This window comes from Planococcus faecalis (assembly GCF_002009235.1).
Taxonomy (GTDB): domain Bacteria; phylum Bacillota; class Bacilli; order Bacillales_A; family Planococcaceae; genus Planococcus; species Planococcus kocurii.
The window spans coordinates 875,189-887,982 of the sequence record NZ_CP019401.1 but is presented as its reverse complement, the minus strand read 5'-3'; the positions used below and the strand labels follow the sequence as shown (position 1 = coordinate 887,982).

The following is a 12,794-nucleotide window of genomic DNA, read 5'->3' as shown; positions in this document are numbered from 1 at the left end:
ATTGGACTTTTTGATGGATAACTGATAAAAATAAACTAATAAGTAGAATTATTCAGAAAAGGAGGATTACTATGCAAACGTTAACCTATACATTAGTCGACGTGTTTACTGCACAATTTTTTGGTGGCAATCAATTAGCCGTTTTTCATGATGGTTCCGGCTTAGACACGAAAATCATGCAGCGGATTGCTAACGAACTGAATTTATCGGAAACTGCTTTTATCTGTCCTCCCCGCAAACCACAACACCAGCTAAGTTTACGGATTTTCACGCCCCAAGTAGAATTACCGATAGCGGGTCATCCTACGATTGGAACAGCTTTTGTTATGGCCTACCTAAACATGTTACCTTTATACGACGGAATGAATGAATGGATTATCGAAGAAGAACTTACCGACATCGCGGTGACCGTCCGCAAAGAAGGAGAGAAAATAACAACAGTAGAAATGATTCAACCTCTCCCAGTTTTCGGAGAAGTATTTGAAAGACAAGCTTTGGTTGCAGACTTGCTGTCATTGCCAAAAGGAGAATTAGATACACGCTTTCCTATCCAGACCGTTTCGTCCGGTATTCCCTTCCTGTTCGTACCCCTTCGTTCCCTCGCCGCCATGAGAGAAATAAATTTCCGAACCGATGTTTGGGAACGCCACTTTAGTGGGGATTCCAATCGCCAACACATCTTCACCTTCACAACAGAAACCGAACACGATGACTCAACAGTCCACTGTCGAATGTTCGCCCCTGCTATGGGCATTTCAGAAGATCCAGCAACTGGTGCTGCTTGTGGTCCACTGGGTGCATTTTTAGTTGAACACGGTGTTATTGACAATGGTGATGAAGGCCATTTTTTTATACGCAGTGAACAAGGAATAGAAATGGGAAGACCTAGTTTTATCGATATCACTATCACTAAGAACAGCGAAACATATCAGGAAGTTAAAATTGGTGGTACTGCTGTCGTCGTCGGACGAGGTGAACTTTACATTCCCTAATTTTCAAAAAGAGCTGTCGACTTCTGAATCATGAAAGAGAATCTAGCTGCGAAATAAACAACAACTAGCTTTAACTTATAGTTGTTGTTTATTTTGTATTTTTTGCATACAAGTTTTCCTGTTGTTCACCGCGTTTAGCAATAATTTTTACAAACGGCACAATCAATGTTGAGACAACCAAAATCCGGAATAGCTGAAAAGCTGTCACTACTGTGACGTCTGCATCCACGGATGCGGCAATAATCCCCATCTGGTCAAGGCCACCCGGCACTACACTTAAAAAACTAGTCGAAAAGCTTAACCCGTATAACTTCTGCAACACTAGGCTCACGATAAAAGCAAAAGCAATCAGTACACTGCTTGAAAAAAAAGAGTAGAAGACCATGCGCTTAGTTAATTTCAAATCTTTCTTTTGCAATAATAAGCCGATATAGATGCCAATAAACAATTGCGCGATATGCAAAAAAGAACTTGGCATGACCGGAACTACCACACCAGTCAAGTTAAGCAACATAATAAAAAAAACAGGTCCCAACAAAAAAGCTGTCGGTACGTTTATTTTTTGTGCGATCATTCCAGCGCCATAACAAAGCGCTAGTAACATCAGCAATGACAGCGAATAGTTTCCCTGCCCTAATTTTTCAACATGTGAAGATCCACCGTCAGCAACAATAAATGGCACAATGGCGACAATGAGCAACACGCGTAGGACATGATAAAACGTTACGGCTGTCAAATCAATTGTTTTCTGTTCTTCTGTAAAAGTGACAATTTGTGACAATCCACCCGGCACACAACACGTCATCGCCGTTGCCCGATCAACTTTCGTCTGAGAAGCCATTAATGAACTGATAAATAAAAAAAGAACAAAAAACGCTAAATTGATTACGACCATCGCTAGAAAATATTCTTTCATTCCTTGCAATGCTTCCACAGTAAAAGCAAAGCCGATGACGTATCCTGCAATTACCAATCCACTATTGCGAAAGCGAGGATGCCATTTCAGCTGCAGTGGTGTAAACAATTGCATGAATAAGACAGCGAACAACGGACCTAGCAACCAAGGCATGGGTGCTCCAACCATTATAAAAATCCCAGCACCGGCTAAGCCAATTAGAAATGTTTTCATCATTGGATAAATCACCATTTGATCATCTTCTTTCTTAACATTCACAGCTGATGTATTCATTATAGCTTTTCAGGTCTTAATATAAAATCATCACATATCTGTTAGATAGCATTACTGAGTGATTTACTTTGTCGTTACGCTACATAAAACCTTAAACGTCCTTGAAAGTCGAATAGATGAGGCTGTCCCATAACCCTCTAAAATAAAACAGACGGAGAAAAAGAGCTCTTTTTCTCCGTCTGTTTTTCTGAATCTCGGCCCACAATCTCGAACTCGATGTGTGTTTTTCGAGATTACAGTAGTGCAACCGGCTGAGGCTCTACTCGCGGAAAGCGGCTGTCGCAATGGACATCAGCTCGGTCTTTCAATTTCCCATCACTAAAGGACACGTTGGATCACTTATCCATTCATTTAACGACCCGTCGTAAACAGCGACGTTTGTTTGACCGAGTGTATTAAGTATCAAAGCGGTCCACGTTGACGCAAGTCCACCACCGCAGTAGGTGATGACTTTTTTATCTAGATCTAACGCTCCTATTTTTTCAAATGGTTGACGCAGTGCGGCATCGGCATGCATTTTTTGTGTCTGTTGATCGGCATGATCACCAAAAAAAACATTGACGCTGCTCGGAATATGCCCTTTTCTGGGATAGGCATCTGTTGTTCCTTTAAAATCTTCAGGTGACAAGCTGTTGATGAGAATGACATTGTCATCGTTCATCGCACGTTTAACATCTTCTTTGCTCGCAAGCAGCTCGGTACGACGCTGTCCAGTACAAACTGTCGATGGGTAATTCCCGGGAACTGTCGTTAATGGACGCCCTTCTTGTTTCCATTTAGGCAGTCCTCCATCTAAAATCGCGATATTTTCGTAGCCTTCATAGTGCATTTGCCACGCTAGCCGTGAAGCCCAATAAGCAGCGATAACTGGATTTTCCACCAATGCCCCTTGATCGTAGATAACGGTATAAGTGCCGTCACCTATGCCCAGTTCAGTCATCTTTCTGCAAAAATAATCGCGCGGAGGCACTGTAAACGGTAACGACGATTCAGGATCTGACAATTCGTTTAATAAATCAATATGAACTGCTCCACTAATATGCCCTTGTTCATAGGAAGGTTTGCCTGACAAAATCGAAGGTGGGCCTCCATCTCTTGGAATATCCATAAAGGCCGTCGCATCTATAATTCGTAACTTCGGATCATCTAATCGCTGTTCTAGCCATTCTGTACTAACTACTAAAGGTATTTTTTCCATTTCTTTAACATCCCTTTCTTAAGCCGACAAATCCAATATGATTAACAAATGTGCGTTATACTAGTACAATAATAGCTAGGTTGCACGCCGTCAATTGAAAGACGCCGTTTATTTCTACAAAATTCGCGTGTTGATTTTTTAAACTAAGAAAGGTTGTTATCTACGTGAAACCCTATAATAATATTACCGAATTGATTGGCGATACGCCTGTCGTAAAACTAAATCGTATAGTGCCAGAAGGTGCAGCGGACGTCTACGTTAAATTGGAAATGTTTAATCCATCGAAAAGTGTCAAAGACCGTGCTGCCTATAATATGATCAAAATGGCCGAGGAAGATGGGTTATTAACAGAAGGCGCAACCATTATCGAACCAACAAGTGGCAATACCGGTATTGGCTTAGCCATGGTTGCTGCTGCACGAGGCTATCGCTCTATCTTGGTACTGCCGGACAACGCAACAAAAGAGCGAATCAATTTATTGAAAGCATACGGCTCTGAAGTTGTCCTCACACCAAGTGACGAAAAGATGCCTGGCGCTATTGGCAAAGCACTTGAGCTGCAAAAGGAGATTCCAAATAGTTTTATCCCGCAACAATTCGAAAACAAAGCAAATCCCGATATCCACCGGACAACGACAGCGCTAGAAATCTTGGAACAAATGGACGGGAAACTGGATGCCTTTGTAGCATCTGCTGGCACTGGCGGTACTATTACAGGGACTGGTGAAACATTAAAAGAGCATCTGCCAGAGCTGTACATCGCAGTCGTGGAACCGAAAGGATCTCCAGTTTTGTCTGGTGGAAAACCTGGCAAGCATAAATTAGTAGGCACGAGCCCTGGATTTATTCCGAGCATCTTAAATACTAAAATCTACGATGAAATCATGGCAATCCAAGATGAGGATGCGATTGATATCTTTAAACGAGTTGCTCGTGAAGAAGGTATTTTTGTCGGACCCTCTGCAGGCGCGACAATTTATGCAGCGATTGAACTTGCGAAGCGCCTCGGTAGCGGCAACAAAGTATTATGCATCGCACCCGATACCGGTGAACGTTACTTAAGTATGAATTTATTTGATGAATAAAAGATAATCACTACCAGCAGGCTTGTCGCCTGCTGGTTTTTTGTTTCTATTTTATTCCTGAGTTCTCTATTTAGGATTTCCAACTAGACTTTGCTACACTAGTATAGGAAATTAATTTTATATAAAGAGGAGCTATCCATATGCAAAACTTAACAGGAAAAAATGCGTTAATTACAGGAGCAGGACGAGGGATCGGCCGTTCTACAGCTATTGCTTTTGCAGCAGAAGGTATAAACGTTGGACTTGTAGGTCGCACTGCTGAAAACTTGGAGAAAGTTGTTGCGGAACTCGAGCAATACGGTGTGAAAACTGTTTTTGCAGTAGCTGATGTTGCCGATCAAGATTCGGTCAATGCAGCAGTTGAACACGTTTTGGCTGAACTTGGCTCGATTGATATTTTGATCAATAATGCAGGTATTGGGAAATTCGGTAACTTCCTTGATCTATCACCTGAAGAATTTAAAGCCATTATCGACACCAACTTGATGGGTGTGTATTATGTAACACGTGCTGTCTTGCCGCAAATGATCGAGCGTCAATCAGGTGACATTATTAATATTTCATCAACAGCTGGACAAAAAGGTGCTCCGGTAACAAGTGCTTACAGCGCGTCGAAGTTTGGTGTCATGGGATTAACAGAATCGTTAATGCTCGAAGTAAGAAAACACAATATCCGTGTCAGTGCACTAACACCGAGTACAGTTGCAACTGACCTAGCGATTGGTGAAAACTTAACCGATGGCAATCCTGATAAAGTGATGCAGCCAGAAGATTTGGCTGAAATGATGGTTGCTCAGTTAAAACTACACCCACGCGTATTATTAAAATCGGCTGGACTTTGGTCGACTAATCCTTAAACTCAACCTAGTATAAAGAGCTCCGTTCACAAAATTGTGAACGGAGCTCTTTTAAATGACAGCTAAAATTATCCCTTTACTAACGTTAAGTGTGAAAATAGTATACCGTTCATGCGGATTGATCAACAGAGCCTTTTGACTACGTAACTTAGCGAAGCCAAAAAGAAAATAACCTCCTGCTATTTTACATGAGCACTGAAAAACAACCTTTCTCAGAGCTGTTCAATTATCCACTTTTACTGTCTTCATCGACCAAAAAACAACTGGAATCATTGCCAGTGCAAGAAATCCTCCTCCTAAAGACATGACGGCATAACTTGACTGCGCCATGACCAGTCCCGAAAGCCCGCCGCCTGTTGCTCCTGCTAGCGCAACTAATACATCTACAGTACCTTGTGTTTTTGCGCGTGTCGATGGATGGGTTGAGTCAACAATGAGTGTAGTGCCACTGATCAACCCAAAGTTCCAGCCGAGACCCAGCAAAGCCAGTGCGACAATCAGCACCCATAAAGAATCACTTGGCGCTAAGGCCGCAACGATTCCCGCAGCCATGAACGTCACTCCTGAAGCTACTGTCATGATAATTCGACCCAATTTATCGACAAGGACACCGGTGACAAGCGATGGCAAATACATGGCAGCTATATGAATGCTAATGACTAACCCGATGTCTCCAAGATTATGTCCATAATGACCCATATGAATGGGCGTCATTGTCATGATTGCAAACATAATCAACTGTGTCAGCACCATGACAGTCGCTCCTAGTACGACTCCTTTTTTATTAATGGCAGAACCTACCGACTCCGTGTCTACTATACTCGCTTTAAAATTTAGCTGGTGCTCCGTTATCGCTTTTGATACTAGCAAAGGATCCGGTCTTAAGAAAATGACTAATACGATACCAGCTAAACTAAATGCCACAGCAGCTAAAATAAAAGGACCTGCTAAAGCTGGAACGTTAATGGATTCAGCAAATCTGCCCATTACACCAATTAGATTGGGCCCGGCAAATGCACCGAAAGTCGTTGAAACCAAAGCAATACTAATTGCAGTTCCTCGTTGCTTCACAGTTGCCAAATCTGTGCCTGCATAACGTGATTGCAAATTTGTAGCCGTTCCTGCTCCATAAATTAACAACGACGCAAACAGCAGAAAGACATTATCCGATAAAGCAGCCATAACAACACCAATTGCACCGATTGCACCCGCAAGGAAGCCTGTTGCCAAACCGGTCCGTCGACTAAAACGCTGCGAAAGCCTTCCAATAATAAGAGCTGCTGCCGCTGACCCCAGTGTAAACAGGGCTACTGGAAGACCTGCAAATCGGTCTGTACCGAGCATGTCCTGTGCTAGAAGCGCACCAACTGTCACACCAGCCGCTAGTCCAGCTCCTCCAAAAACCTGCGCCATTACAACAACCCACAGTGTTCGTCGATACAACCCTCTAACCTTTTCTGGTGAATTGATATAGTCTTGAAGCATTGCCTGGTGATTTTCGTATTGCTTCATACTATTCCCTCGTTTCAAAACAAGTATATTCTTTTGACTTTTTAAAGAATGATAGAACTGCACGCAAGAAATAATTCGAATCTTTTTTCAGTATAACGCTTTTTTATCTACCAGCCATGGTCTTTTGAAATAAAGAGCTTTTCCGCAATTTAATGTTCCTGTTATTTTCAAAGTCCTTTAAATTAGGGGACTTTTGGCTATAAATCTACACGTAGTTTTTTCTAAAAAAACTAGTTTTCCTTTATACTAAAAGCATGACTGACCTAAGGGGGCCAAGACAATGACTAAAATACATAAACAAAAGTTTTGGCGATTTGCTGCTTTACCTTGGCTGTTATTAACAATAGCTGCTCTCCTCGCTACCGGTGGATGGCTACTAAAAGCGGACTCTCAAGACGCAACAAACGTAAAAAACGCATTGCAGGAAATCAGTATTGACCAAACGGGAGCAACTAGTAATATGAATAAGAAACGCATTTCTAATCTATCAGTTTCCCACAGTTCAACAGGCTGGAATGTCGAGATTTCCATAAATGCTGATAAAGAACTTACCGTCATTTCAACCAAACAGAAAATGTTAACACAAACCATCGCGATACTTGACTCTCTACCCGAAATCGACCAACTCGAAGATATGTCCTTTTCATGGTTGTATCCTATTGTAAACGAACAAAACGAGGTAGATTATCAAAGTGTCTTGTCTTTCCGACTAGATAAAAAAACACGTGAACAACTGATTTGGGACAACGTCACACCTTCTATTCTTCCTGATCTTGTTATCGATTATGAGGAACGACTCCTACTTGAATAGATGATTGCCGATAGATGAAAGGAGTCAGCTAGTCGCCGACTCCTTTTGTTCATCTTTACATTAGTAAAGGTGCTTTTTCGATTGATGTACGCTAAGCTTAGCAACGATTTCTAGTGTCACGAGTCTGTTCACTGTATTTATTGGCAAGCGATAAATCCTGCCAATAAATCGTCTAGCTCAGAAAAGTTGATAGTCCGGAAATCAATACATACCCGGTCTTCTTGAATTCGCGACACGATGGCTGGTTTTACTTTTCTCAGACAAAGCGACAATTGCGCTGCACTTAACCGTTTATGTGTTATAGCCGCAATATACGTCGGAATTTCTACTCCTGGCATAGTGCCTCCGCCTATTTGAGATGTACTTTCTTGAAGTTCACTGTGATAGTTACTAGACTTTGACTGTAAATTACGGATAAATAATTGCGCTTGAACTTTAATGTCTTCTGCTGGGCGAATGATATCACGGATGGTGGGAAGTTCAGCAATTTTCTCTGACCTCGCTAAATAGCTTTTTAAGGTTTCTTCCATTGCGGCAAGAGTCATTTTATCGACTCTTAAGACACGCGCCAATTGGTGCTTTTTCAATCGCTCGACCAACTCTTTTTTACCGGCAATCAATCCTGCTTGTGGTCCACCTAATAATTTATCGCCACTAAAAGACACAAGATCTACGCCACTTTCAATTACTTCCCGAACAAGCGGTTCATCTCCAATACCATGTTGTTTAAAATCATAAAGCGCACCGCTCCCCAAATCTTCATAAAAGATAACATGTTGATGTTTGCCAGTAAGTTCAACGAGCTTAGCAGTCTCTACTGTTTCTGTAAATCCAATCATTTTGAAATTACTCGTGTGGACTTTCATCATCATAGCGGTTTCTTCTGTTATGGCCTGTTCATAATCAACTAAATGGGTTTTATTGGTAGTTCCCACTTCAACTAGTCGAGCCCCGCTTTCTTCCATAATGGAAGACACACGGAACGAACCTCCGATCTCGACCAATTGTCCCCGGGAAACAATCACTTCCTGTTTTTTTGCTAGCGCACTTAAAATGAGAAATACCGCTGCAGCATTATTGTTCACCACCATCGCAGCTTCCGCGCCTGTAGCTTGGACTACCAAATCTTCGATAATCTGATGGCGCGATCCTCGCTTTCCTGCTACTAATTGATATTCCAAATTCGAGTAATTCTCTGCTGTTCTTACTACGTGAGCAATGGCCGCATCGCTCAGTCGTGACCGTCCTAAATTCGTATGCAGCACGGTCCCGGTTCCGTTAATTACTCTTTCTAATCGGTCTTCTTGCCATATTTGTATGTGAAGTTCCGCAGACTTGAAAATCTGTCCAGTGAAATCTGGAGTTGCTTTTTCGATTAGAGTCTCTTCTGCTAATAAGCTTTTTCGCAAACTGCCCACTTCTTGTTGTAGAAATTCAGTCAACTGCGTTTCGTGGAGATCAAATTTCTTTTTTAGCGTTTCAAATCGTGGATCTTTCTGTAATTCATGAACCGCTGGAAGTAGTCGCAAATACTGTTTCATCGTTTATCCTCCGTCCAATAACGCTGATCTTCTGATCGTTTCGTATAATGAAGTTCATCAAGTAATTCGAGAAACGGGATCATGTACTTTCTCGATAAATCTAGCACTTCTTTGGCCTGCTTTAAATCAAAACAAGTATCTGTTTGATGCCGCAGTTGATTTAATGCGTCATCGAAAGCAGTATGGTGAATCAACGTATCTTCTCTCAAACGATAAACTTGATTACTTCCAATCAAATGGGCAGTGAGTTCAGCAATTTCCATCTTCGGTAAGGGTGTACCTAAAAAATAGTCTTGCCATTTCTTCGCTTGAAAAGCGTCTTGCTCTAGCGAACTAATAACCTGCTCCATTCGGACGCGCCATTTTTGTGGCAGATGTGGGTTAAAAAGAGGTAGAGCTACAAACTGTTCGAATCGCTTTAGTTCATTTTGTTCAACCAATAAATTTAAACTAAATTCCAGTAATGGTTTAGGATAGCTTATGCTCACTGACTGAAGTAGTTCGGCCTTGCTCATACCCATACGCATTGAAAAATCTTCGTGATACTGCTGCAACCTGTCGAACAATTCATCTTTTATCTTGATAAACGTTTTGGTCAAACTATAGCCTTGGCGAGGAATTTCTAACCAACTATCAGATTCTACTCCTTGTTCTAAGATTTCCGCCAATGTGTTTTCGTTTAATGAAGTGTGTTGCATGAGGCTTTTCTCGTCGAGCAATAAGTATTTACTTAAGGCATCTACGACTAAATCTTTCGGTGTTCCTTGCTGGTGGTGACGAAGCATCTCGATTGTCTCCTCACCAAAGCGGTATTTCCCACCATTTGGTTGTATGACCCAGCCGCCACCAATGGTCTCAACGGGACTCGGGCGCCGCAATACAAAACGATCTCCTCGACGCACGACTATTTTTTCTTCTAACCGAATTTGGCATAATACTTCGTTTGGTGTTTGCGTCAGTTCGTTACGGTCAAAAAAGACGATTTTGCCCATCACTTCAGAGGTTCCGACGTGAAGCCTGACAGCCGTCCGCTGTTTAAGTGGTGCGAACTTTCGACCAATCACTTGCAATGCAATATCGATCGTATCTGTTACAAGAAAATGTTCTGAATCGACAAGTACATCTCCACGTTTTACAGCTGTCTGATCCATGCCGCCTAAATTAATAGCCGTTCGCTGCCCTGCACGCGCCTGCTGACGTTCTTCGTGATGCACTTGAATTTGTCTCGCTTTCACAGAAATCCCTTCTGGTAAAAGACGAAGCTGCGAGGATTTCTGGACAACCCCCTCGTATACGGTTCCTCTAACAACAGTGCCTTGACCTTGGACTGAAAACACTTGATCAATTGGTAAACGGAATGAACCATAAGCGTCACGAAAATCGATTGCTTTTAGTTTCGTTAAAATCGTTTGCTTTAATTCGTCTATTCCGGTTCCCGATAAACTATCGAGCGCAACATACGGTGCGTCACGAAAAATGGTTTCTGACAGCCGTTCTTTAACATCATCCATGACCAATTCGAGCATAATTTCATCGACACGATCGATTTTCGAAATCGCCACGATGCAATGTTCCACGCCTAAAAACTGCAGAATTTCCAAATGCTCTTCGGTTTGCGGCATGATGCCCTCATCTGCCGCTACAACCAAAACAACTAAATCAATTCCCGCAACCCCGGCAATCATCTGCCGAACAAACCGTTCATGTCCTGGTACATCGACAATCGAAATAGCAACACCCATTTCTAAATTTAAAGGTGCGTAGCCCAGTTCGATAGAGATCCCACGTTCTTTTTCTTCTTTTAATCGATCTGTTTCTACGTTAGTCAATGCTTTTGTCAAAGTGGTTTTGCCGTGATCAATATGTCCTGCCATGCCGATTGTATAATAACGTTCTTCCATTTTTTTCACACGCCTTCTCTTATCGCTGTTCTCTTTACTTTAGTCTTCAAGAAGGGCTGTTTCAAGCCTGAGCACCGCTTTCACCGATTCTCACTAAGCGCCTTTCTTGCGAAGATCTTTTTTTCGGTATAAACTTGTACAGGTTCACCATTACGAACTTTGGGGTTGGATGGGTGACTGGTGTCCTCCTGGGTCTTCAAAACCCTGAGGGGCCTGCGTGTCAGGCTCGGTGGGTTCGATTCCCATACAATCCCGCCAAATACATAGAAAAGCGACAGCGCCTATGTAGATTCGACGGGCGTAAGGCAGCACAGCAGTGTGGCGCTCTTTGCCACGCAGCTGGGGTGACTTACGACCCTAGAATCTAGGCGCTTGAGCTAGACATAGAAAAGCGACAGCGCCTATGTAGCTCCGACAGGCTTAAGACAGACCGACGAAGTGGCGCTCTTTGCCACACAGTCGGGTTGGCTTAAGACCCGAGGAGCTAGGCGCTTGAGCTAGACATAGAAAAGCGACAGCGCCCTAGACCTAGTATCTACTGCTATTCACCAAAAAGATTGCCTTATAGGCAATCTTTTTTTTACAAACAGAAAGGTAAGTTAGGTGACAAACTTACTAGGCTTTAGGATAATTCAATTTAATAGAAGTGAACAAACCTTCAATTTGTGGAGTAAAGGAGGATAAAAATGAAAATTGTTTTAGCTTCACCAAACTATCCGCAACTTCGCGGAAATACCATAACGGTCCAACGCATCTCAGACAATCTAACAAAATTAGGAATCGACACAGAAATCATTTCAACGACAGACGAAGACGTCATTCGCTGTTTTCCACCTGCCGATATCGTTCACGGTTTCCATGCTTATAATTTTTATCAGTTCTTGCAACAACTAGACACAAAACCTGCGCATTACATTGTGACCATGACTGGTACTGATTTGAATCAAGATTTGTTTAATCCAGATAGACGAACGGACGTCTTAACCTGTTTGCATGAATCAGACGCAATTCATGTGTTCGATAAAAAAGCAGAGGACTTGCTCATAAAGGAAGTTCCTTGGTTGACTGATAAAATTTTTATTATGCCACAAGGCAATCAGCCTTCTTTTGCAGGTACATCTTCTTTTACAAAAGAGCCAGGTAGCTTTTTGTTTTTTTTGCCTGCCGGTATTCGGAAAGTCAAAAATATTCCTGAAGCAATTCTGATGCTCCATGATTTATATCTGCGAAACCCGCAACTTCGATTGTGGCTCATTGGCCCCGTTCTTGAAGAAATGGAAAGCGAACGCGTGATGGCTCTCGTCAAGCAGCACGAAGACTGGATTCGCTATCTCGGGCAAGTACCACACGAAGACATGGGTTCTATTTACCAACAGGCCGATGTTGTCTTAAATACTTCTTTATCAGAAGGACAGCCTGCTACGATTTTAGAAGCCATGGGATATGCCTTACCTGTCCTCGCTTCAGACATTCCAGGCAACAGCAGCATCATTTCCGATGGGGAAACAGGGTTTTTATATAAAACTCGGATCGAATTTCTTGATTATGCTGAAAAGCTCATGAATAATAACAAAATAAGAGAAACTATTGGCCATGCCGCTAAAGCTTATGTGAAACAACATCACTCAAGTGAACGCGAAGCTGAAACGTTCTTGAAAGTTTATCAAAACATCTTAAAGTAATTTTGGTTTTGGTCAGTATTAAACAA

The 12,794-nt window shown here is 42.2% G+C and carries 10 protein-coding genes and 1 tRNA gene; 6 read left to right on the top strand and 5 right to left on the bottom strand.

Features of this window, described 5'->3' with window-relative positions; all coding sequences use genetic code 11:
- Positions 1–71: 71 nt before the first annotated feature.
- Complete coding sequence (locus AJGP001_RS04370) at positions 72–992, top strand: PhzF family phenazine biosynthesis protein (RefSeq protein WP_078080201.1); 921 nt, start codon at positions 72–74, stop codon at positions 990–992.
- Between the two features lie 88 nt (positions 993–1,080).
- Here the strand turns inward: AJGP001_RS04370 and AJGP001_RS04365 are convergent, their stop codons facing one another.
- Both AJGP001_RS04365 and AJGP001_RS04360 read right to left on the bottom strand, forming a co-directional pair.
- Positions 1,081–2,181, bottom strand: a complete 1,101-nt coding sequence (locus tag AJGP001_RS04365) for an AbrB family transcriptional regulator (RefSeq protein WP_245830234.1) — start codon at positions 2,179–2,181, stop codon at positions 1,081–1,083.
- A 304-nt stretch (positions 2,182–2,485) separates the two neighbouring features.
- The gene (locus AJGP001_RS04360; RefSeq protein ID WP_071153711.1) at positions 2,486–3,379 is read right to left on the bottom strand and encodes a sulfurtransferase; all 894 of its coding nucleotides are present in this window, start codon (positions 3,377–3,379) and stop codon (positions 2,486–2,488) included.
- A 164-nt stretch (positions 3,380–3,543) separates the two neighbouring features.
- Here AJGP001_RS04360 and cysK point away from each other — a divergent pair, with 164 nt between their 5' ends.
- Both cysK and AJGP001_RS04350 read left to right on the top strand, forming a co-directional pair.
- Complete coding sequence (gene cysK / locus AJGP001_RS04355) at positions 3,544–4,464, top strand: cysteine synthase A (protein ID WP_071153712.1); 921 nt, start codon at positions 3,544–3,546, stop codon at positions 4,462–4,464.
- Between the two features lie 140 nt (positions 4,465–4,604).
- Entirely contained in the window at positions 4,605–5,321 is a 717-nt protein-coding gene (locus tag AJGP001_RS04350; protein WP_058386099.1) for a 3-ketoacyl-ACP reductase, read from the top strand.
- A gap of 222 nt (positions 5,322–5,543) precedes the next feature.
- On the opposite strand, the gene AJGP001_RS04345 is transcribed toward AJGP001_RS04350, so the two are convergent.
- Entirely contained in the window at positions 5,544–6,833 is a 1,290-nt protein-coding gene (locus tag AJGP001_RS04345; protein ID WP_071153713.1) for an MFS transporter, read from the bottom strand.
- Between the two features lie 280 nt (positions 6,834–7,113).
- Here AJGP001_RS04345 and AJGP001_RS04340 point away from each other — a divergent pair, with 280 nt between their 5' ends.
- A complete protein-coding gene (locus AJGP001_RS04340) occupies positions 7,114–7,644 on the top strand; it encodes a hypothetical protein (protein ID WP_071153714.1) in 531 nt (176 codons plus the stop codon).
- A 137-nt stretch (positions 7,645–7,781) separates the two neighbouring features.
- Here AJGP001_RS04340 and selA read toward each other — a convergent pair whose 3' ends face one another.
- Positions 7,782–9,185, bottom strand: coding sequence for an L-seryl-tRNA(Sec) selenium transferase (gene selA, locus AJGP001_RS04335; protein ID WP_071153715.1), 1,404 nt, complete (start codon positions 9,183–9,185; stop codon positions 7,782–7,784).
- Entirely contained in the window at positions 9,182–11,086 is a 1,905-nt protein-coding gene (gene selB, locus AJGP001_RS04330) for a selenocysteine-specific translation elongation factor (protein ID WP_071153732.1), read from the bottom strand. The genes selA and selB overlap by 4 nt, the downstream gene beginning before the upstream one ends.
- A 161-nt stretch (positions 11,087–11,247) precedes the next feature.
- Between selB and AJGP001_RS17330 the strand changes: the two genes are divergently transcribed.
- Positions 11,248–11,344: transfer RNA gene (locus tag AJGP001_RS17330), tRNA-Sec, on the top strand.
- Between the two features lie 428 nt (positions 11,345–11,772).
- Positions 11,773–12,768 (top strand): glycosyltransferase, encoded by a 996-nt coding sequence (locus tag AJGP001_RS04325; RefSeq protein WP_071153716.1) that lies wholly within the window; start codon positions 11,773–11,775, stop codon positions 12,766–12,768.
- Positions 12,769–12,794 lie beyond the last annotated feature (26 nt).

Bases quoted from the DNA above. Each gene is read 5' to 3' on its own strand.
- AJGP001_RS04370 (WP_078080201.1), top strand. From the start codon at position 72: ATGCAAACGTTAACCTATACATTAGTCGACGTGTTTACTGCACAATTT.
- AJGP001_RS04365 (WP_245830234.1), bottom strand. From the start codon at position 2,181: ATGAATACATCAGCTGTGAATGTTAAGAAAGAAGATGATCAAATGGTG.
- AJGP001_RS04360 (WP_071153711.1), bottom strand. From the start codon at position 3,379: ATGGAAAAAATACCTTTAGTAGTTAGTACAGAATGGCTAGAACAGCGA.
- AJGP001_RS04350 (WP_058386099.1), top strand. From the start codon at position 4,605: ATGCAAAACTTAACAGGAAAAAATGCGTTAATTACAGGAGCAGGACGA.
- AJGP001_RS04345 (WP_071153713.1), bottom strand. From the start codon at position 6,833: ATGAAGCAATACGAAAATCACCAGGCAATGCTTCAAGACTATATCAAT.
- AJGP001_RS04340 (WP_071153714.1), top strand. From the start codon at position 7,114: ATGACTAAAATACATAAACAAAAGTTTTGGCGATTTGCTGCTTTACCT.
- selA (WP_071153715.1), bottom strand. From the start codon at position 9,185: ATGAAACAGTATTTGCGACTACTTCCAGCGGTTCATGAATTACAGAAA.
- selB (WP_071153732.1), bottom strand. From the start codon at position 11,086: ATGGAAGAACGTTATTATACAATCGGCATGGCAGGACATATTGATCAC.
- AJGP001_RS04325 (WP_071153716.1), top strand. From the start codon at position 11,773: ATGAAAATTGTTTTAGCTTCACCAAACTATCCGCAACTTCGCGGAAAT.